The sequence below is a fragment of the Legionella parisiensis genome (genome assembly GCF_001467945.1).
GTDB lineage: Bacteria > Pseudomonadota > Gammaproteobacteria > Legionellales > Legionellaceae > Legionella > Legionella parisiensis.
Window position 1 is genome coordinate 287,462 of record NZ_LNYQ01000013.1, and the last position, 22,620, is coordinate 310,081.

The following is a 22,620-nucleotide window of genomic DNA, read 5'->3' on the forward strand; positions in this document are numbered from 1 at the left end:
AGACAACAAGCCATCTTTATAGACTGGTAGAGTAGGATTGACTAAGATTAGCCAGTTCTTGAGATGTTGAAATTAACTCGAGCTTTTCAGTTGCAAACTTAATCCAGGCATCACCAATACAGTTTATTGTCATAATCTTAGCAGCCCAACCAGCAATCAACATCATATATGCTGATAGTTCACCACCAGAAACCATACGATAATTTTTCGCTGCATTAAGAAATGTTTTATATTCTGCTGGATTATCAATTAAGTTTTCTGTCCGTTTCATCAAATCAATCGATTCTTCAGATGAAAGCTGTTCATTTTCTTGTAATTTAGAAACTAAGGTGATCATCTCCTTGCACGCCTTTTTAAATTCAATAGGATAGTCTAAATGTTGTGATAATTTTGTTTCGATATTTTGATGAAGCTGACGTAATGATTTATATAAATCATTTCTCATAATCCTTTTGATAGAATTAAAAATACATTGCTCTAAATTCTTCTCAGCATCAGGCGTACGCTGTTCACCACCTAAAAACATTACCTGTTCTACAACATTTGCAGCATCAAATTGATGGCGGCCTACTTTTCCCAAAGGATAATTATTAAAATCGTAACCTTCGTCATAGTTTCTGACCTGAAGATTGTCTGACAAGAATAGATAATCCATGTCATCACTAGTTGCATATGCATCCCAATTTATCTTCAAGCGTAACAGAAATTTTTCATTAAAATTATGAGCTAATTCTTGGGCTAAATAAGGACATTTGCTAGTAATTAATTCTAAAGGGGCTATCGTTGATGTAGAGGTATAAAAAGAAACTAGTTTTTTAGCTTCAGACTCAATCGACATAAGTTCCAATTTAAAATAAAACGCTGTCATTACATCATCTTTTTGATAAAATAACCGTTCCTTAGCATCGCCAATATTATTCTTTGCAGCATAATGTAGTATCAATCGAGGCATGCAATCATTTGAGTGGATATCAACTTTCTTATATCGATTATAGATCGCCTCCATTTGATCTTTTGGCGGTTCAGGAAGAAAAGACAACGTTACAAATTCTATAATATCTTTAGCTCCACCAAGATGAGATAACGGTATTGCGTCGCCAAATCCACCAAATTTAGCCTCCTTTGTATTTCCTGTGAGTCTCAAACCTAAATTACTTTTAGCTAAAGGCACGAGATCTTGTGAGGTAAAAAATGGCATATATGCTCCAATATAAAAACCTTTGAGTAAAAAATGAGATATTACCAGAAAAGAGAGTTATGTGGCATTATGGTCAAAACTGACTGAAACTTGGAAACTAGAGATCAAAATAGAAAAATTGACTGATTTTTAGACTGAGTGTTTTTGGGGGAATTCTAACAAGAACCCGTAGGAGCTATTTAAAGCTGACAAGGAATTATCCTTGTCGACGCAAACGATTATGTTTTATTAAATTTACAAAAGCTAAAACCATGCAATTCAGAAAACATTCAATAACATGACAAATTATTTTTCCTGATTCTGTTTCTTTGCAACTCTCATTAGTACTAAAAAATCGATTTCTGGAATTGCTATCTAAATCACATTCTTTATTTATAGAATTAAAAGAGGAGGGCGATTGATTTAAGAATAGAATATTCTTAATCTTAATTCGGAAAAACCAATTAATTGTTTGAAAATGTAAATGTATTAGCATCTCTTGCTGCAGTACGTGGAGTATTTTCTATTGGCTTCTTTGTAAAAAAGTTAATTTGGACTTGGGAATGGTCAAAGCAATTGTTTTTCTAAGAGCGGAAACTCTCTATTGATGACACCGGAAAAATGCAAAAACTGGCCAATCATTGCAAAGATAAGTGGGTTTGAGAATCGACTATTTTTGAAATTAATTTTTTCAAATTTGGAAATTTTGGGTAATACAAGTATTAGTGATAAGACATCGACTATTTTTTTGTACGCTTTGGTTTAACTATTATTACTTCTTCTTCGTCGATCAATTCTGCTATATTTTTTGGAGGCGGCATCGTTGCAATAGTCATATCGCTAAAAACGTTTGGCGAAGTTTTCAGTCAACTCTATTTTAGTATTTTTTGATTTTTAAGCTTTAGATTAACATTTTAGAAGTAGCGAAGAAATCAGACGGTTGGATAAATCAGTTAAGTCTTATTATTACGAAAAGTAGACTTTAAGCAGAAAACTGACCCTCGAAATAGATCAATACTTGAAAAACCGACTTATTGAGCCTCATAAACAGTAACGTACGTACCCCCAGAACAAGCTGTTGGAGATTTGGTTTATTCTGATATTCCAAATAAAATTGGCGCATATACCAAAGATTCTGTGGGGAAAATCCTACGATGATCTTTGATTCTTGTTTGGAATTACACAGAAAATAATGCTGTGATTAAAATTACGGCTTTTCAAAACTAATATGTTTGAATTGTTCTGGTACAGTATCTTTTAGTAAAGCATCTATCTGCGCAGCAAAAGGTTCATGGAAGGATGGACGGCGAGGAAAAATTCTATCGTTTATCCAATAAACCGGCCATCCTTCAGTAGTTTCAATGCAATCTTTAGCAAAATTTATAATTTTAAATTTTTCTTCAATTTGAATACAGCCACGTAAAAAGATATCAACATAGGATTGGACAATTGGGAAGTCTTTGGTAGGAAGTTGATTTTCCGTTGAGGCTATAGTGTATATCCAAACTTGCTTTGGAGTTGAAAAGTTGGAAGATTGAGAAAGAAATACGTAGTTATCTGAATTAATTTGTTCTCTGCAATAAAAACTTTCTCTTTTATCAAAACCGCTGATGTTTTCCGGTTCCCTCAATTTGTAACTTACGCCAATAAAAGATGAGTTTTTATTTTCAATGGCAGATAAGAACGTGGCATTAACTCCAGGTAAATTTCCATGTCCTGCCCAAATTCTTTTATATCCTTTTATCAAAATGGGAACACTCTCTTCAGCAGATGGATCTGTTCTTTTTTTTGATGTCTCATCGATTAAACTTCCATAGCCAACAATATATTGTGGAAGATTAGGATTAATGTCTGGGTGACAATCAAAAGCAAAAGAATGGAGTGAGAATGACAATAAAAAAAATAACTCAAACTTCTTCATACAACTTTATAATGTGTTCTTCCGTTTAATTAGTACCATGATACAATAAATTTGCACTTTATAAGCATTTTATAACTTAAATTTTTGCTTGGCCAATTCCATAACCCCTTGATTTTATTGGTCGGAGTGACAAGAATCGAACTTGCGACCCCTGCCTCCCGAAGGCAGTGCTCTACCAGACTGAGCTACACTCCGTGTTGTGCAATAAATTTAATGCAGTTCTTGCAAAGGTTAAAAAATTAATAACTTCTTTGCAAAGCGAATTGAGCCAAATTGATAAGCGCTTCTTTATATTTTGAATCGGGTAATATTGTCAAAGAAGATAATGCTTTGTCGATTTCTTGTGCGGCTATTTTTTTTGTATATTCTATTGCTTTGGTTTCTTCCAGGGCGACCAGGATCTCAGGTAAAAAATTCAAACTGCCTTTTTTAAGGCTTTCCATAATTTGTTGCTTTTGCAGTTCAGTGCCGTGTTGTAATGCATAAATTAAAGGTAATGTAGCTTTTCCATCCGCCAAATCATCCCCTATATTCTTACCAATAGTTTTGGCATCAGAGCAATAGTCCAAGGCATCGTCTATGAGTTGGAAGGCATTACCTAAGTGCAGGCCATAGGAATAGAGACTGTCTTGCATTTCCTTGGAGGAATGGCAAATCATCGGGCCTATACACGCAGCAGCAGCAAATAAAAGAGCCGTTTTTGCACGAATTACATCAAAGTACTCATCAAAGGTTAATGCAGGGTTGTGGCGATTCGATAGTTGTTTGACTTCCCCACAGCTGATCTCGAGTGCTGTTTTGGCAAAAAGCTTAAGTACGTCCGAATTACCCGAATCAACAATTAACTCGATTGATTGGGTAAAGAGATAATCACCCACTAGAATACTTGCTTTGCTGCCCCAAATGTCATTTGCTGTTTGACGTCCTCTCCTTAAAGTAGATTCATCAATAACGTCATCGTGCAGTAAAGTTGCGGTGTGAAAGAATTCCACCATGGTAGCCAAAGTAATATGTTCATTACCTTGATAACCGCATGCATTGCTTGTTAAAAGAACCAACAATGGTCGTAGTCTTTTGCCGCCACTTTCTATTATATGGTGAGACATGTCATCAATTAAGCCAATTTGTGATTCAATTTTATTAACAATTAAAGCATTAACTGCATTAAAATCGTCACTAACTAGCATGCGTATACTGTCAATCGCCATTGTTATTCCTCTACGATTTAATCAACAAATGCTAAGGTTGGGCATGCCAATTGTCAAGTAAAAGTAGGCTTAACTTTAGGGTATGTCCCACCCAGCTTATACATTAAATCGAAAATGCATTACATCTCCATCGCAAACGACATAATCTTTACCTTCAAGACGCAATTTTCCGGCTTCTTTAGCTCCTTGCTCACCTTTGTGGGTGATAAATGCATCATATGCTATGACTTCCGCGCGGATGAATCCCTTTTCAAAGTCTGTGTGAATGACACCAGCAGCTTGCGGTGCGGTAGCTCCTTTAGGAATAGTCCATGCTCTTACTTCTTTTACCCCAGCAGTGAAATAAGTTTGTAATCCCAACAATTCATAACCTGCACGGATCACTCGATGTAATCCGGGTTCACTCAACCCCAAATCCTCCATGAACTCTTGGCGATCTGCTTCATCCAGCTCAACTAACTCCGCTTCAGTTGCTGCGCATAGAGCGACAATACTGGCTTTTTCTTGTATAGCTAAGTTACGAACTTGATCAAGCAATGGGTTGTTTTCATAACCATTGTCATCGACATTAGCAATATAAAGCACGGGCTTGGCAGTGAGTAAAAAAAGACGACGTACAATAGGATCTTCTTCAGTACTTAATTCAAGCGTCCGAACAGGATGGCCTGCATCAAGATGTGCCTTGATTTTTTCCAAGGTCTTCATTTCAAAAATAGCCTCTTTATTACCGCTACGAGTATTTTTCCCTGTTTTTAATATGGCTTTTTCAAGCGTTTCCATATCAGCTAAAGCGAGCTCTGTATTAATTACTTCAATGTCACTCAGTGGCTTGACATGGCCCTCCACGTGAACTACATCAGTATTTTCAAAACAACGTACCACATGAGCAATGGCATCGGTTTCACGAATATTGGCTAAAAACTGATTACCCAAACCCTCACCTTTGGATGCACCTTTAACAATACCCGCAATATCAACGAATTGCATGGTAGCTGGGAGCACTTGTTGTGGTTTTACTATCTCACTCAAAGCATTGAGACGAGGATCTGGAACAGTTACTATCCCTACATTGGGTTCAATGGTGCAAAAAGGATAGTTTGCTGCTTCAATACCTGCTTTGGTAAGTGCATTGAACAGAGTTGATTTACCAACATTGGGCAAGCCCACGATGCCACATTTAAATCCCATGTGTAGTACCTCTAAATTGTTAAAAACTAAACTAACTGTTACTCCGTATTAACTGCGTGCAAATTCAACGAGAGTTTTATATCAGGGGTAAGCAGTTCCTAAACGTTCAATTGATTCATTGCCCTGGATAAATCGCCTGAGAAGACTAAAGGCATTACCGCTATACCTCTATCAATTGCATCATAAATTAATTGCCTGTCTTGTGCCGAGGGTCTGCCGAGTACATACTGATGAACTAAATCTTTATGTCCAGGATGGCCAATTCCAATTCGTAAGCGGTGAAATTCTGTGCTACCTAACTGGGCTATTATATCTCTTAGTCCATTATGACCGCCATGACCTCCACCTGTTTTAAGTTTAATGCGTCCTGGGGGTAAATCCAATTCATCATGTGCAACCAGTATTTCTTGAGGTTGAATTCGATAAAATTGACTGATAAGCCGGGCAGGTTGACCACTATGATTCATAAAGGATATGGGTAAAACTAATTTAGCTGTGTGCTGATTTAACTCCAACTCAACCAATTCGGCTTGCATTTTTTTTTCCAGCTGGAAAAAGACACTGTGTCGCTGAGCTAGGGCGGAGATTAACCATCCACCAGCATTATGGCGAGTGTGTTCATATGCTGATCCTGGATTGCGTAAACCAATGATAAGTTTTATTCCCATGGCATCGCTCTTTATAGATAGGGGGCGTAATTTTGAAGTTTTTATAGCCTAAGGGGAAGCGAAGCGGAACCCGGGATATGTTTGCATTAAATTCCCGTTGCTTCGCCTCTCCAGGCTATGTTTTACATTTTTTCAAGCAAATTTAAAGGATTACTCTTCATTTTTCTCAGAATCAACAGTTGGTACAGCTGATGCTGGAACCTCTGCTGCAGCTTCTGTTGTTTCTTCTTCAGTTGCACTTACCCTAGCCATGTGGATGCTTACAACAGGAGCATCATGACTTCCATCTGTAACATCAACTGTAAGTTTTACCCCTTTAGGTAATTTTAAGTGAGATAAATGAATGATATCGTCCATTTTAACGTCTGACATATCTACTGCGATAAACTCAGGTAAATCTTTTGCTTGGCAGCGAATCTCTACTTGAGTCATGGTGTGGTTAATAATACCGCCAGCTTTAATACCAGGAGCTTTATCTTCATTGATAAAGTGAATTGGCACTAATTTAACCAGGACATCAGTTTTAGAAACGCGTTGTAAATCCATATGCATTACAACTGGCTTATAGGGATGACGTTGTAATGCCTTCAAAATAACATGTTCAACTTTGCCATCAACTGTAATATCAAAAACACTGGAATAGATACTTTCAGTTTCCAAAGCTTTAATTACTTTATTATGTTGAAAATGTATTGACATTGGCTTTTTGTCACCGCCATAAATTACAGCAGGTACTTTATTTTCAAGACGACGTAGGCGGCGGCTCGCACCTTTCCCCATATCCGTTCTTGTTTGAGCTTCTAAAAGGACATTTGACATTATATACTCCAAAAATTTATATAAGTTCCTTCAGGATCTGTTTACAGGTCCTGCGATTAATCCGCGACCAGATTAAACACCGGATAATCGTTAAAAAATCCGGAAAGGGTGGCGAAGTATACAATATTTTAAAATGAACTTGAAGTCATAGTGATAATTTCATAGAATATGCCACTTTATTGAATTTGTGATAGCCAATCAGGCGAGTTGGAGAAATATTATGTATGCGGTAATCAAAACTGGCGGTAAGCAATACACCGTGAAGGAAGGTGATGTGTTAAAAATTGAATTACTGCCTGAAGATGTCGGCAATGAAATACAATTTGAAGAAGTATTAATGTTGGCTGATGGTGATAAAATCGTCTGCGGTTCCCCATTAGTAGCCAAGGCAACAGTGAAAGCTGAAGTGCTTGATCATGGTCGTCACAAAAAAGTGAAAATTATCAAGTTTCGTCGTCGTAAGCACCATATGAAGCAAATGGGGCACAGACAATATTATTCGCAAGTTAAAATTACTGCGATTAGCAAGTAAGAGAGGATAGCAATGGCTCATAAGAAAGCAGGTGGTAGTACTCGTAATGGCCGCGACTCGAATCCCAAGTATCTTGGAGTGAAACGTTATGGCGGTCAATTCGTTAATGCGGGTGAAATAATTGTAAGGCAACGTGGTACGCGTTTTCATCCGGGGCCAGGCGTAGGTTGTGGCCGTGATCATACCTTGTTTGCCTTGGTTGAAGGTCTGGTACAATTTGTTGTCAAAGGTGAAAAAAATCGTAAGTATGTGACAATAGTTGCAGAGCAAAAAGAAGAAGCTGCGAACTAATTGTTACTGTAGCCAGAATACTGCATAGCGCGGCATTGGCTTTTTATTTATGATGTATTCCGGGATTACCTTAATCCAGACTACGTTTTATGCTTAAATACAATGTTATTAGCCCCGGTAACGGGGTTTTTTTTTATTTTGAGGTTGGTCATGAAATTCGTTGATGAAGCAGTAATAAAAGTAGAAGCAGGCCATGGTGGAAGTGGTTGCCTAAGCTTCAGACGCGAAAAGTTCATACCACGTGGTGGCCCTGATGGGGGTGATGGGGGTGATGGGGGCAGCGTTTATTTTGAAGCCAGCACTGATTTAAATACCCTAGTTGATTTTCGTTACATGCGTCATTACAAAGCCGGCAATGGTCAGTCTGGTATGGGAGGGAATTGTACTGGGAAAAAAGGGGATGATTTAACGATTAAAGTGCCTGTTGGCACCATGATTTACGATGTGGATACTGGCGAGTTGCTGGGTGATATTAAAGAGCCAGGTGTACCCGTATTAATTGCCCAAGGTGGATTTCATGGTTTGGGAAATACGCGCTATAAGAGTAGTGTGAATCGCTCTCCAAGACAAACCACTCCAGGAAGCCCAGGGGAATCTCGACATTTACGCTTGGAGCTGCGTGTTTTAGCTGATGTCGGTTTATTGGGATTGCCTAACGCAGGAAAATCTACTTTAATTCGAGCAGTTTCGAGTTCAAAGGCTAAAGTGGCAGATTATCCTTTTACAACGTTACATCCAAGTTTAGGTGTTGTTAGTGTTTCTTCCCATAAGAGTTTTGTGATGGCAGATATTCCTGGTCTTATTGAAGGGGCCTCTACAGGTGCGGGACTTGGGCATCGATTTCTAAAACATCTTTCGCGTACTTGTGTGTTACTTCATGTAATTGATGTTGCACCTTTAGATGATAGTGATCCAATTACATCGGCCAAAGTAATTATTCAGGAGTTAGCAGAATACAATCCTGAACTTTTGCAAAAGCCTCGATGGCTAGTATTGAACAAAATAGATATGTTACCCGATGCAGCGAGTCGAGAAGAAAGAATAATGGCTATAGTAAATGGTTTGGACTGGAAAGATAAAGTCTTTCCAATTTCAGCAATCAGTGGTGAAGGAACGCAGCAATTGTGCTATTCACTGATGCAATTGATTGATGAGATGAAAGAGTCTGAAGCATAGCCACTCCGCGGCATATTCAACTACTGAGGCTGTACGAAAAGGTATACTATGGGTTTCACGCCCTTCCTGGTAGTGATTGCTGTAATCAATAATCAATTGTGTTTTTCCTTTTGGAGGTTGTTGCTGCCAATATTCCTCTAAACCGCGTATATGAAAATGCAGGGCGTTTTTATGCAAATCGTTAAAATGTAACAAATGATGTGTGCTGGGTTTACTGAGCAGTAATTGCAGTAATCCGCCAGTTGCTTCATCTATAATGGTTATCGGTTCATTGATGCTCGCAATGAGTTCATGTAAGTTTTCAGACGCTTTTTTATCTACATCACTAATAATGTGGGGCTCTAGTAAAGGCCCAACAATTGTTTTTATTTTATCTGCAAGATTAGGCATACAACGAACCTTAAATTCTATATAGGGTGACTCCCAGCGATAACCTGTTTGGCAATCAATATCCTGGAGCGCATCCTCTAATCTTTGGGCTATTTCGCTTTCTGACAAACCAAAAATTCGCCATTTGAGTATTTGTTTTTGACTATGAGTGGTTTGCTGCAATATAGGCATTACATATTGATTAAAGATTGGCAAACACTCACGGGGTGGTCCGGGTAACAGGAAAAAGTGTTTATTTTTCCATGGATAATAACATCCCAAAGCACTGCCTACATCATTGGGTAAAGGTTGGGCCTGCTCAGGGAAGAGGCATTGCTGAAAGTTTCCCGGATTAAGTGCTAGATTTGCATCGTGCAGTAGGGTTTGAATGTGTTCAAGAGCTGTAGCGTGTTGTACTAATGCCTCACCGGTAAATTGAGATAAGGCAAAACGAGTGAGATCATCAGTAGTGGGCCCAAGTCCGCCGATAATAATGATTATGTCATGTTTTTTAGTCAGAAAGCGTAGACAATTAATGATATCTTTTTTTTTGTCGCTGCAGGATATGTGCACTCCTAAAGGCAAGCCTTCAGAACTTAGTGTATGGGCGATATCACGGCCGTTAGTGTTTAGGGTATCACCATGAACTATTTCATCACCGGTTGCTAAAATGGCTACCGTCATTGTTTTTTTCCAAGCGTCAATATTGGCTTGATTTTATAGCATAATTTGAAAAATCTGTAATAGTTATTGACATTTATTCTCAAATTGCCTAATAACTAAAAAAGGTGGCTTTTTTTAAGATATATACACTTGCCACCAACAGTTTTACGATTATTTGTATGTGAAGGAGAAATTATGGAATTTTCAAGCCGTTATGTAGCGCATGATCCTGACGCTCAAGGGTTTGTGAATTATTCTGCAGAAGAAAACAGAATTTGGAATATTTTATTTCAAAGACAAATAAAATTAATACCCGGACGTGCTTGTGATGAATTCATATTAGGACTAAAAACCTTAGGTATTAAATCTGAAGGGATTCCGCAGATTCCAGAACTTAATAAAAAGCTTGAAGCTGAGACCGGTTGGCAAGTGTCTGCAGTTGCTGCATTAATTTCTGCTCGAGAATTTTTTGAGTTATTGGCAAAAAAACATTTTCCTGTAGCTACATTTATTCGTAATGGAGAAGAATTGGATTATGTAAAAGAGCCTGATATTTTTCATGAAGTATTCGGTCATTGCCCGATGTTGACAGATAGGGTGTATGCAGAATTTGTCTATGATTATGCCAGGAAGGTGTTAACTTTTCCTGAATCAGATTGGCCTTTATTACAACGCATGTTTTGGTTTACGGTTGAGTTTGGTTTAATTAAAAGTCCAAAAGGTCTGCGTGCTTATGGTGGCGGGATACTGTCTTCTATTAGTGAAACGGTATATAGTGTAGAAAGCGATATTCCGCTTAGAGTGATTTTTGATCCTGTTGCGGCGTTTCGTATGCCTTACCGTATCGATATGTTGCAGCCAGTTTATTTTGTGATCAGTGATTATCAGGTTTTGTATGATTTTGTTTTATCCGATATAGGTAAACTTTTAGCTCGTACTCGGGAACTAGGGGAGTTTCCACCATTTTTTAAGGTGGATCCAAATAACCCTAATATCCATATTAGAGCATGTTAATCTATGTATATTGTAATGAACAGCTAGTCTTGCTAACATCGAGCAACCTAGTTTGTTCATTGGCTGTTTCAAGTCAAGGAGCATTATTTGATTAAAGTACTAATTGTTGATGACCATGCATTGGTTCGAATGGGGATTCGACGATTACTCGAAGATATGTCAGATGTAGAAGTAGTCGCTGATGCAGAAAGTGGTGAACAAGCTTTAGCATTAGTAAAAAAATATTCCCCAGATGTAGTCCTTTTAGATATGAAAATGCCTGGAATTGATGGATGGGAAGTAACGCGTCGCCTGAAAAAATCAAATCCGCATGTTAGAGTTATTGCGGTAACTGCGATGTGCTCTGATGTGTTACCTACTCGTGTTTTGCAATTAGGAGCTATGGGGTATCTGACGAAAGAATCGGGTGCCGAAGAAATGGCCGCTGCAATCCGTAAAGTTGCAAAAGGAGAAAAGTACCTTAGTGCTGAAATCGCTCAGAAAGTAGCGATTAATAGCCTGCAGGAAGTACAAGGTTCGCCTTTTGATGTGTTATCTGAGCGTGAAATGCAAGTGATGCTGATGATTACCACCGGTATGAATGTTCAGGAAATTAGTAATAGACTTTTCCTAAGCTCAAAAACAATTAACGGCTATCGTTACCGAACATTTGAAAAATTAGGCATCAAAAATGATGTAGAACTTACTTATTTGGCTCTAAAACACGGAATTATAGAAAACCCCATCGATCTGGCATCAGAAGATTAAAGGTCCTAGTGTAGCTTGGGTGCAGCGGCTGAATCTGATTCTTTTTGCTCAGCCTGCACTCAAATCCGATTTTCCCTACGACTCTTTATTTGTGACTTAAGAGGCAGGCGCAAGGATACATTTTTAAACCAAGAACTATTGTTATTATTACATGAATATTTCCACTGAATTAGCGTTGTTTCTCAATAAGTTACCTAATGAGCCCGGTGTTTACCGTATGCTGGATGAAGCAGGTAATCTTCTTTACGTAGGTAAAGCATCCAATCTAAAAAAACGGGTTACAAGCTATTTTAATAAACAAAATACAGGTATTAAAACTCGTTCTTTGGTGAGTCAAATTGCCTCAATAGAAATTTCCGTAACGCGTAGTGAAACAGAAGCACTATTATTGGAAAGCAATCTGATTAAAACATTAAAACCAAAATACAATGTTTTGCTGCGAGATGATAAATCTTATCCTTATATCCATCTTTCCAACCATTCTGACTTTCCACGAATTGAGAGCTATCGCTCTAAGAAAAAACCTCTATCGGGTGATTTTTTTGGCCCCTATCCCAGCAGTGCTGCGGTTAAAGAAACTATAGTGACTATTCAAAAAGTTTTTAAACTTCGTAATTGTCGAGACAGTTATTTTAATGCACGTTCAAGACCGTGTTTGCAGTACCAAATCAAGCGATGTACAGCACCTTGTGTCAATTATATAACTCCTGAAGATTACAAGCGTTCGGTACACGATGCCATGCGATTTCTGCAAGGTAAGTCTCAATTAATTCTTGATGAGCTTGCCAAAAGAATGGATAAAGCAGTAAGGGAATTGCATTTTGAAGAAGCAGCAATTTTTCGGGATCAGATTAAAAGTTTGCGATTAGTGCAAGAGCAACAAGGCATTTTACAATTACGGGGAGATGCAGACGCTATTGCAATTGAGGTTAGTCCAGGTTTTGCCTGTGTTCAGTGTGTGACAGTTCGTGAAGGTCAAGTATTGGCCAGCCGGAGTTATTTTCCTTCTATACCGCAAAAAAGCTTGGACGATGAACTTAGCATGGAAGATTTATGGCAGCAAACTTTTGATGCATTTATTGGATTCTATTATTTTGATGCGCCAGAAAAAATCCCCGCTTTAATTATTACCAACCATGGCTTAATGGATCATCAGTCATTACAAGAAGCATTATCACAACAACGTGGCAGATTATGTAAAATCCAAGTGAATCCTCGCGGTATAAAATCGCGCTGGATGGATTTTGCATTGAATAATTTGCGTGTTTCGATCGCTGAATATGTGACGAAACACTCTACTATGAGGTCTCGTTTCCATGAGTTAGAGAAGTTTTTAGGACTGGAAAAGCCAATTGAGCGAATGGAGTGTTTTGACATCAGCCATACTCAAGGTGAAGCTACTATTGCATCATGTGTTGTGTTTGATCAGGAAGGTCCTTGTCCTAATGAGTATCGACGTTTTAACATAGAAGGTATAAACCCTGGCGATGATTATGCCGCAATGGGGCAGGCAATTACGCGACGTTTTAAACGCTTAGTAGAGTCTCAATCTTTGCCGGATCTATTAATTATTGATGGAGGCAAGGGACAAGTAACTGTGGCCCAGCAAGTACTTATGTCTTTAGGTGTTTCGACTGTAATCCTGCTTGGTGTTGCTAAAGGGCCTTCTCGAAAGGCTGGCTGGGAAAAATTAATTTTGGTGCACGAAGCACGTGAATTGATTTTACCTGATGACTCTAAAGCCTTACATCTGATACAACATATTCGCAATGAAGCACATCGTTTTGCTATTACTGCTCATCGTAAGAAAAGACAGAAAAAGAGATTGGATTCAACTCTTGAAGATATTGAAGGAGTAGGAGCGAAGCGCAGACAGGCATTACTGCATCGTTTTGGCGGGATACGTGAGCTTGCGAAAGCTTCAGTGGAGGAAATTGCTAAGGTATCTGGTATTAGTGAACATTTGGCAAAGCGTATTTTTAAATTTTTTCGTGGTGAAAACGTATCGTCCTAAATATAATCTAGCGGCATCGAAGCCTGAGATGACAGGAGTAAACCCGGCAATACAGCTTTATTCTCTGCGCCAAAAAAACAGTCTCTGCCCCGCTGCACCTAGGCTTCTTATTCACGAGTCAGAATATTATTCATAACTCTGGCAAAATCTCTAATATTCGTACTAAACTTATTTTAGATATGCTCGAATAATAATTAAAATAAATTGATATTTAAGCACAAATCTTGCATGTAAAAATAAAAAGTAAGATGAGAGGGGGGCATATGTATAAATTACTTTCAGCTGCATTGATGATGCTCATGGCTGCCATAGGGAATGCCGGTAATTTTTATGGCACGGGATTATGTGGTTACCCACAATACGAATGTATCAAAGTAGAGTCGGGGCAAAGTTGGGAGACGTTATTTCCAGATGAGAATCAACGAGATATCGTACAAAGAGTCAATCGTACTTACAATCCTTTATGGACTGGCAAGATTATAGCTGTTCCCAAAAATCTGGCTTATCTCACCGCTTTTGATGTAGCACCTTTCCCATTAAAAATTCCAGAGCATCAAAAACAAATTATTGTCGATCAAGATAAGCTGGCTTTTGCCGCTTATGATGCTCAAGGTAATTTGGTGAGATGGGGACCGATCTCATCCGGAAGAGATAAATGTTCCGATTCCAATCATTCTTGCCGTACTTTAACAGGAATTTATCGAGTATTCAGTAAAGAGAATGAAAAATGTACGTCAGATGTATTTCCAATTGGTAAAGGTGGTGCAAAGATGCCTTTCTGCATGTTTTTTCATAAAGGGTTTGCATTACACGGTTCCGATGACATTCCTGGAGTTAGAGCAAGTCATGGATGTGTGCGGATGTTTATTCAGGATGCTAAATGGTTAAATTTAAGCTTTGTTGAATTATCCAGCGAAAGAAATAATTTCATGGGTACAACCATTATTGTACGTCCAATAAATGACAGTGAGTGAGAAATATGATGAATACAATAAAAAAAATCACTTCAATTTCATTGATGTTTTGTTTAGGGCTAATATCGACACACCTTGCAGCAGCTAAACCTAAAAAGGGTGATCCTAAGGATATGCAAGCAAAAGCGGAAAAGGAAGAAGCTCGATTTCCTATAGGATGCAAGCCTGTTGGATATAAGGAAAGTTTAAAGGTTTTGTCTCTTTTCCCAGGCAAAGAAGGTGCTTTGCAATCTTTATATTTCTTCTTTAATAAATCACCGCAAAGTGTAAGTTTATATCATATGCGTGATGAGGATAGCCAATATACCACTCGATACAATCATACAATAGGTGGGCGGCAATGGGCAGCATTAGCTACAGGGGAACCATTAGTCAAATTTATTTGTACTTTAGGTGATGGTAAAACCTCCTATGGAAAAATCATTGATTGTGCTGATACGATTAAAGTATGTGAATATGTTAATGTAAAATTTGGTTTAAATAATAAAGGCAACTATTGGATAGTCGATGGCACTACTCGAAATGGGGCCGTCAATGAAGTGGTGCATTATGGCATAATACCCGGGGCATAAGTCTGGCACATACGATAAAAATTCGGGTTAAATTGGCATGCAAAGAGGGAGAATTTTCATGAAATCGCTAGTACCTTGGGTATGTTTATTTGTCGCATCAGCTGGGCAAAACGTTTTTGCTGATGATTTCAGTGCTTATCGATTAGGGAATTATAATAAAGCGATAGAACCTTTAATGAGTCAGTCGGGTAAAAATGCGGTTGCTGATTACTACTTAGGGCGAATTTATCTTTATGGGTATGGCCAATTAAAAAATAGTTTGTTAGCAATACGCTATTTTACTCAAGCCGCACAGAAAGGATACCTCCCTGCCATTCAGCTTATGGCCAAATACACCCTATTACATGATAAAGATCCACAACAAGCCTTTACATGGTTTAAAAAAGCAGCAGATGCCGGTGATGTAGATGCCCAAATGTTTACGGCAGCGGCTTATATGTATGGAGTTGGGGTAAAGAAAAATATGGATGCAGCAACTCGTTATTATATTAATGCGGCAAAAAATGGTAACTCCATAGCACAGTTTACCTTAGCGAAAAATTTTATTGAAAGTCGTCATGCATCAAATCGTAAATTAGGCCTTATTTGGTTAAATAAAGCAGTTGCCAATAATAATCCTCAAGCAATAACTATGCAGGGAAAGCTTTATCTCGAAGGAAAGCTATTAGATAAAGATGAAAATAAAGGGGAGCAGTTATTAAACCAAGCTGCGGCTCAGGGTTTCGCACCCGCAATGGTTGCTTTAGGAGAATTAGCGTTAGAACAAAACCAAAAAGAACTCGCGTTGCAGTGGTTTAACAAAGCGAGTAATCAACAGAATAATGAGGCGTATTTGGATCTGGCGCATATTTATTTACAACAAAAAAGCCCTGTTTACGATCCAAAAACTGCATACATGTGGACTTTGAAAGCCGCTCAGAGTGGATTGCCACAAGCCAAACGTGAGTTAGCTGAAATGTATCAAAAAGGAATAGGTATTGAGGCTGAGCCCAATTTGGCAAAGCAATGGCTAAATCAAGCGATGCAAGATGAAAGTGCTAAAAATCAGGAAGCAGCCTTAGCACAGGCTGCCCTGTGGTTAAGTAATGGTACAACAGATAAATTAGAGCAAACTGATTTTCAAATGAAAGGAATATTAAGTGCTTGGCATAACCCTCGGGTATTAGGAGATTTTGCATATAACCAGGGGCCTCAACTGAAAAATGTAACGCGTCAGTCTATTTTTCATCCACAGTTTGAATTAGTTCAGCCTAATGATGTTCCTATAACCAGTTATTATGATGCGATTTTAAATAAAACTCCTGGGTTCCAGGCTAATCAATGGACATATCCTCTTTATCCCTTAGATCACCAGTTATCAGCGTTAGAAAGAGTAAACACTCCCATATATGCGCGTATTAATTTACCAACTCCTTATATTGATGCCAACTTTTATGATTATGATGATAATTCACAAGCCAATGTTATGGATTTGTGGACTCAGGGGTGGCAAGCACAGCTGAACTATATGTCTGTGTTTAATCAGTTATACTTTAGAGCAATATTAGGTGATGCCCAATCGCAATTTCAAATAGGACAAATGTTTCAATATGGTATTGGTGTGGCGCAAAGTGACTCTTCAGCCATTATTTTTTATCAAAATGCGGCACAACAGCAGCACTTGGGTGCAGAATACAATTTGGGTATTTTATATTTGCTGCATGCCAAAGATAAAAATGATTATCAGCTGGCATTAAATGATTTAACTGATGCGGCATTTAAAGGAAATAAAAAATCCCAATACGTTCTGGCTAGAATTCTTTCACAGGGGATAACTGGTCCTGACGGTACAGTATACATTCAACCTAATCAAGAACAAGCAACATCTATGTTGTACCTGGCTGCGGCCAATAATTATGGCCCTGCAGAATATGAGCTAGCAGATAGTTTGGCACGCCAAAATGACAGTGGTTTAAGTGTAAATGTTAGAAAACACAAAATAGCCATGATCCGTCAGTTGTATCAAGGAGCAGCAGATCGAGGTGTTTCCCAAGCATTATTACCACTCGCATTTTACAATGCAATGGATCAAGATAAGGAAAGACAAGCACAAGCTTTTCTGCTCGCCAAAGCTGAAGCAGCTACCGGTAATGAACATGCAGCATTGTTGATGGGATTACTCTATGATAGGGGCATTGGCGTAAAAGCTGATCCAGGACAAGCAATTACCTGGTATCAACAATCAGGGCAAAATGCCGTAAGTGATTTTATTTTGGGAACTTATGCCTCCGAAGGGAAAGGAGTGGCTCAAGACAAGACAAAAGGAATGGAGCAATTGCAGCAATCTGTTGACGATCAATTCTCTTATGCAGATTTTAATATAGCGGTATTACAAAAAGAAGCGGGACAAGACTTTTTACCTAATTTGATACGTTCCTATAAGCTAGGAAACAGTCATGCTGGAATAGTTTTAGCAGATTATTATTTGGCAGAAAACTCTGATCCTGAAAAAATGCAAGAAGCCAAACAAATTTATTCTGGCTTGGCTGAAAAAGGGGATCAGTTTGCACAACTGAAACTGGCTTATATGCTGGAAAAAGGCCTAGGTTCTGAACCTGATCTTGCAGGTGCGCAACGTTGGTATACTGCTTCTGCAGAACAGGGAAATCCTCTGGCCCAGTATCAATTGGGTCAGTTTTATCAGCTGGGCGAAAATGGGGAGCCTGATTATAATTTGGCGAGACAATGGTACGAGAAAGCGGCTGTAAGTTTGCCTGAAGCATCTGTTGCATTGGGGTTTATTTATGAAACAGTCAATGATAATTATGTTCTGGCATTAAAGGCTTATGAACAAGCTGCTACGAAAGGGGATGCCTTAGGGATATATGATTTGGCGTTAATGTATTTATACGGTAAAGGAACCCCTGTCAATTATCAAAAAGCGAGAGATTTATTTGTTGAAGCAGCAACTTATCAAGTGCATGAGGCAATGAATCAATTAGGAGCTATTTATTTCAATGGATTGGGCCAAGCTCGAGATACACAACAAGCTTTATCCTGGTATAAAAAGGCAGCAGAATTGGGTAATGCTAATGCCCTTTATCAGTTAGGATTATTGTCTGAAACGGGTTTTATCACTAAACTTGATTTTAATAACGCCCTCAACTATTACCAGCAATCTGCAGATAAAGGTCATGAGAAAGCAATGTTGGCTTTAGCACGAATGTATCATTACGGCTTAGGTGTTGAGAAAAATTCCAAAATGGCGGCAGGTTTTTATGAAAAACTGGCTTCACGGCAAAATGCTTATGCACAATATCAGCTAGGTACTTATTATCTGGAAGGTACTTTGGGTGAGCGTTCTCTTGCCAAAGGTAAGGAGTTATTGCAGCAAGCCAGTGACAATGGCAGTCTTCAGGCTCGAAAAGCCTTACAAAGAATGGAAGCACAAACTCAAGCTCGTGTCAGTTTTATTGAACCTATATTGATGAATAAAGCACCTGCTATTGCGGAACAATCTGCTGACTTTATGTATCTTCAAGCATTAAATGAGTGGAATCAGGGGGATGAAATTTTATCACGCATGATTTTACAGCGTTTATTAACCGAATTTCCTAATTTCGCACCGGCAAAACGTGCTTTTTATCAATTGAATCAGGCACAAAAAGGGAATATTCATGGTTGATTGATTCATTTACTATAGATTATACCCGGGTGAAGTAACAGCATAACCCGGGGAACCTCTCCATTTTTCCGAGCTTCATTTCACTTCACTCGAGTTTATTGAACCCTTTTGGGGGCAGATCTAGCGAATGGTCAACTGCTCCAAGGTTTATAATGCATTGAATCTAAGTTAAAAATTTTATTTAGTTTTATTTTTTTTTCATGGGGTAAATTCTTGCATATTTTATAATTTTTACTCAAAATAACTACTGTTTTATCTAGTTTTTACAAGGGAATGTTCAAACTTAAATAACAGGGGTGTTGAGATGAAATATACAGTGACTTTTTGCGTATTTGATCAAACTGCAGGCGCGAATCCTTTGGGGCACGGTTCTTTTTTTCTATCAAAACTGAATGAAAGCACACGACTACTTGAAGTCGTTGAGACTTGGGGCTTTTATGGCGTTACCAGTACTGGAGATAAAAATAGTCGTTTCGAGAAATTCAAAATTAACAATCGCTTAGATGTTGATTTGCAAGGCAATCATGGGATGTTAACCCAAGAAGAAATACGTTATATGGATCTGGGACATGGTTTACATGGATATACTTTTGAGCTTACCCAGGAGCAATTTGAAGAACTACAAAAGCGATGCGCAACAGCAGTTGCAGAACAAGAAGCTGCTATAAAGGAAGTGGTTGGCGATGGTCAAAATTTCAAAACAGATCCATCAAAGAAATGGAGAATTTATAAGGAAGAAGCCTACTCCAGACAATTTTATGAAATAGAGCAAATTAAAGCAAAAATAGAAGGACGTCCATCCAGGCTTAAACCTTTTGATTTTCATCTATCAATGGGTTTTAAGAAGGTAGGGTTCTTGGGGTTTGAATTTTGGGTACCCGTACCCAGTCTTGAAAATTCAAATACCTGTAAAACCAGGGCAGTTTCTCTTTTAGAAGGCATTCTCACTGAAAAACAACTTGCACCTTTCAAAACTTCCTCATTACCACGATTTATTCCCGGTTTAGAGCCTATTCTATTACATAGTGAAGGAACATTACACCCGTATACCAAATCATCAGGTAAACAGGTTTTCTCTCGAAACTGGCAAGATAAAGATGTTAAATTATATTGGAGCGTACCTCCACAGCGTTTCGACCAATTATCAGAAGATACCGTAAATTTATTTAGCATAGATAAAGAGTATTGTAATGAGGTGAAATATATTGTCAGTAAGTTACAGAATTTAGAATGGGCAATAAGAAATGCATCATTTTTCGAGAAATACGCAGACAATGAAGTTAACTTAATTAAATATAAAAATGATCCGGCTTATCGTCAATTTAAAGATAATTTAACTAAGTCTAAAGATGATCTAGCTGATTTGATCGTTAGATGCTATAGAGAGTTTGCCATTATTGAACCAAAAAAGGATGCTAAAATATCCGGTTGGCAAGGATTTGCTCTTTCTTTATTTTCTGCCCCCCGCAGTAAGGAGGAGAAAAAATTACAAGCTAAAATTCATCAGGCTAAAATGCTTTTCAATTCGATTTATTGGGCAATAGTGGATGAGTGGAAAATCTATGCGGATTATCCTTCTGAGGCATCTGCTCCTGATGATGCGGAAGAATATAATCCTTTTGAAGCCGTAGCTTCTTATTTTTCGAGGGAAGATAAAGAAAATCTATGCAAGATAATTGGACGAAATTACATAGAAAGCGAAGAAACAAATGAAACTTCATTGATATTTTCCCTCGCCTAGTATCGCGCATGACAAAAGTTTCTAAAAAATAGTGGTCCGGTTATGATGAAACAAAAAGTAAGTTGGAGTTTACTTCACGTATCCAGACCACGGCTTCAAAATTAATGGTTTGATGCCAATAAAATTTCTTGTGTATCAATTTATTTGGTATCATAATTAAAAACAATGTTGTGCTTTTTTAGGACAAATTTACATGGGTGATCCTCTAGACCTTTTCCCATTAGGTTTTCTAACTATCCCGTTTGATCAATATCCAGGTGTTAAGGATCCCAAGATTTCGAGCCGGGATCTTGAGTGGTTGATTGTTCAGCTTAATGATTTTATAACGGAAACCCCTGTCGGCACTATAGCAGAAAGTAATTTTGGCTACTGGCTAACGTATGCACTCCAAACTGCGATGAATACATATGATGAAAAAGCAGCGCAGCATATTTGTGCGCTTTTATACAAATTATATCAGGATGGAAATCCAGCTGTTTTAGTTTCAATCCTTTCTCAGACTCTCGGGGGAGCTTTTGAGGGACAAACTGTTGCTTACGCCTGGATGGATAGCCTCTTTACCGCTACTTTCGACTCCAGAAATAATTCGGTGCTTGTGGCAATTAACTATATTTTCAGCCAACTGTTAGCGAATGCAGGCGATGAACTTTCTTCCATTATGGCAAAAAATGTAGAAAAAGGCAGTGAAAAAGGAAAAAACGCAATCCTTGTTCTGGTGCGCGCTTTGGCAAATGCGACTACAATATCTGATAATCAGCCAACAGCCGAATTAATTGCTGAACTTTTAAGTAGTTTTATTAAGAAGTCACCTAGAATTATAAGTGCTGCTTTAACTAAAGAAATTACCTATGGTTCTTTTAAAGGTAAAAGTAGTACCTATGTATTAGTTGGTGCAATAAAAAACGCAGTAGTCGATAATCCTAAAGTAGTACAAATTCTTAGTCGTATTCTGATTGATGTAAGTAAGATAAGCCCTGCTGAGCTGGTTGATTCTTTATGCAAAACTCATGAATTAGGTCCTTATAAGGGACTGCATACGCTGCACATTATTCTTATTTCATTGGTTTCGGCTGCATACATTAACCACAATTCAGATGCCTTAAGCAATTTGATTGATGCTTTATATCAGATATGGGAGAGCAATTCAGATGGCAAAATTAATTCAGCATTGATGCAAACCATTCATACTGGTGTGCATGCTGATCTGAATGGCATCATGATGATTGTGCGCGCATTGGCTGCTGCCATCGATCATGAGCTTGAAATAGCACCAATTATCGAATTTTTAAATCATTTTATAAAAAGTGACCCCAAAGATTTATGTTCTGCTTTTACTCATAAGGCTCCCCAAAATACTATAGGAGATTATACGCTTTCACCATTAGTGCTATTGATAAACACATGGAGTAATAATAAAAGCCCATTTGTGAAAACGAAGCTTCAGCAAACTATTGATACATTAGCTTCTTCTAAATCGGCGATAGAAATGTCATGTTCTTTAGATGGTGAACCAAAATTATTTTTTGTAAAAAAAGTAGCAAGCGCGCACTCGTTGGATGAGGCGGATGTTGCTCGACTCCTTAGAACTGCAAGTGGAAATCCAAGCTCTGCTTCCCTTGATTCTGGTTTTTTTTTGACAAGAAATAAATTAGGTGAAAAACAATTTTTTTTCCAACCCTTCGATGAAGTAAGAGACGCAACAGAAGAGGATATCGAAAAACAATCTGCTACTTGCCGCATTTAAGTTCGTGTTCTTTCTCTTGATACGATGTTTGAAAATTTCTATTAAAATCTGATAGATTAGTTGTGTTTTTAACGAACAATTATTGAATATTTTTTGGGCACAAGTTAAAATGACCAGGCAATGTGGGATTTTTTTGTA

Annotated in this window: 18 protein-coding genes and 1 tRNA gene; 11 read left to right on the forward strand and 8 right to left on the reverse strand. The window is 38.1% G+C overall.

The features are described from left to right. Positions 1–16: 16 nt before the first annotated feature. The 7 genes from Lpar_RS07345 to Lpar_RS07375 form a co-directional block, all read right to left on the reverse strand. Entirely contained in the window at positions 17–1,198 is a 1,182-nt protein-coding gene (locus Lpar_RS07345; protein WP_058517332.1) for a hypothetical protein, read from the reverse strand. Between the two features lie 1,186 nt (positions 1,199–2,384). Beyond that, the gene (locus tag Lpar_RS07350) at positions 2,385–3,098 is read right to left on the reverse strand and encodes a gamma-glutamylcyclotransferase family protein (RefSeq protein WP_058517333.1); all 714 of its coding nucleotides are present in this window, start codon (positions 3,096–3,098) and stop codon (positions 2,385–2,387) included. Between the two features lie 118 nt (positions 3,099–3,216). Continuing rightward, positions 3,217–3,293, reverse strand: a tRNA-Pro gene (locus Lpar_RS07355). A 44-nt stretch (positions 3,294–3,337) separates the two neighbouring features. Further along, on the reverse strand, positions 3,338–4,306 hold the full coding sequence (locus Lpar_RS07360) for a polyprenyl synthetase family protein (protein WP_058517334.1): 969 nt from the start codon (positions 4,304–4,306) through the stop codon (positions 3,338–3,340). Between the two features lie 96 nt (positions 4,307–4,402). Beyond that, positions 4,403–5,494, reverse strand: coding sequence for a redox-regulated ATPase YchF (gene ychF / locus Lpar_RS07365; protein WP_058517335.1), 1,092 nt, complete (start codon positions 5,492–5,494; stop codon positions 4,403–4,405). Between the two features lie 98 nt (positions 5,495–5,592). Then, on the reverse strand, positions 5,593–6,162 hold the full coding sequence (pth, locus tag Lpar_RS07370) for an aminoacyl-tRNA hydrolase (RefSeq protein ID WP_058517336.1): 570 nt from the start codon (positions 6,160–6,162) through the stop codon (positions 5,593–5,595). Positions 6,163–6,312: 150 nt separating this feature from the next. Then, positions 6,313–6,981: a 50S ribosomal protein L25/general stress protein Ctc gene (locus Lpar_RS07375; RefSeq protein ID WP_058517337.1), complete on the reverse strand. Its 669-nt coding sequence runs from the start codon at positions 6,979–6,981 to the stop codon at positions 6,313–6,315. Between the two features lie 220 nt (positions 6,982–7,201). Here Lpar_RS07375 and rplU point away from each other — a divergent pair, with 220 nt between their 5' ends. The 3 genes from rplU (at position 7,202) to cgtA (ending at position 8,980) form a co-directional block, all read left to right on the forward strand. Further along, complete coding sequence (gene rplU, locus Lpar_RS07380) at positions 7,202–7,513, forward strand: 50S ribosomal protein L21 (RefSeq protein WP_058517338.1); 312 nt, start codon at positions 7,202–7,204, stop codon at positions 7,511–7,513. A gap of 12 nt (positions 7,514–7,525) precedes the next feature. Next, positions 7,526–7,804, forward strand: coding sequence for a 50S ribosomal protein L27 (gene rpmA, locus Lpar_RS07385; protein WP_028381048.1), 279 nt, complete (start codon positions 7,526–7,528; stop codon positions 7,802–7,804). 150 nt (positions 7,805–7,954) lie between these two features. After that, a complete protein-coding gene (gene cgtA / locus Lpar_RS07390; RefSeq protein ID WP_058517339.1) occupies positions 7,955–8,980 on the forward strand; it encodes an Obg family GTPase CgtA in 1,026 nt (341 codons plus the stop codon). Here cgtA and Lpar_RS07395 read toward each other — a convergent pair. Further along, a complete protein-coding gene (locus Lpar_RS07395) occupies positions 8,936–10,033 on the reverse strand; it encodes a competence/damage-inducible protein A (RefSeq protein WP_058517340.1) in 1,098 nt (365 codons plus the stop codon). The two genes, cgtA and Lpar_RS07395, sit on opposite strands and share 45 nt — an antisense overlap. A 174-nt stretch (positions 10,034–10,207) precedes the next feature. Here Lpar_RS07395 and phhA point away from each other — a divergent pair, with 174 nt between their 5' ends. From phhA to Lpar_RS07435, 8 genes are all read left to right on the forward strand, one after another. Next, complete coding sequence (phhA, locus tag Lpar_RS07400) at positions 10,208–11,026, forward strand: phenylalanine 4-monooxygenase (protein ID WP_058517341.1); 819 nt, start codon at positions 10,208–10,210, stop codon at positions 11,024–11,026. An 87-nt stretch (positions 11,027–11,113) separates the two neighbouring features. Then, on the forward strand, positions 11,114–11,773 hold the full coding sequence (letA, locus tag Lpar_RS07405) for a two-component system response regulator LetA (RefSeq protein WP_058517342.1): 660 nt from the start codon (positions 11,114–11,116) through the stop codon (positions 11,771–11,773). 151 nt (positions 11,774–11,924) lie between these two features. Next, the gene (gene uvrC, locus Lpar_RS07410) at positions 11,925–13,787 is read left to right on the forward strand and encodes an excinuclease ABC subunit UvrC (protein WP_058517343.1); all 1,863 of its coding nucleotides are present in this window, start codon (positions 11,925–11,927) and stop codon (positions 13,785–13,787) included. A gap of 263 nt (positions 13,788–14,050) precedes the next feature. Then, positions 14,051–14,761: a L,D-transpeptidase gene (locus Lpar_RS07415; protein WP_058517344.1), complete on the forward strand. Its 711-nt coding sequence runs from the start codon at positions 14,051–14,053 to the stop codon at positions 14,759–14,761. 8 nt (positions 14,762–14,769) lie between these two features. Beyond that, the gene (locus tag Lpar_RS07420) at positions 14,770–15,333 is read left to right on the forward strand and encodes a hypothetical protein (protein ID WP_058517345.1); all 564 of its coding nucleotides are present in this window, start codon (positions 14,770–14,772) and stop codon (positions 15,331–15,333) included. 58 nt (positions 15,334–15,391) lie between these two features. Continuing rightward, a complete protein-coding gene (locus Lpar_RS07425; RefSeq protein WP_058517346.1) occupies positions 15,392–18,997 on the forward strand; it encodes a tetratricopeptide repeat protein in 3,606 nt (1,201 codons plus the stop codon). Positions 18,998–19,301: 304 nt separating this feature from the next. Then, complete coding sequence (locus Lpar_RS07430; protein ID WP_058517347.1) at positions 19,302–20,738, forward strand: hypothetical protein; 1,437 nt, start codon at positions 19,302–19,304, stop codon at positions 20,736–20,738. Positions 20,739–20,931: 193 nt separating this feature from the next. Next, positions 20,932–22,482 (forward strand): hypothetical protein, encoded by a 1,551-nt coding sequence (locus tag Lpar_RS07435; protein ID WP_058517348.1) that lies wholly within the window; start codon positions 20,932–20,934, stop codon positions 22,480–22,482. The last annotated feature ends 138 nt before the right edge of the window (positions 22,483–22,620 follow it).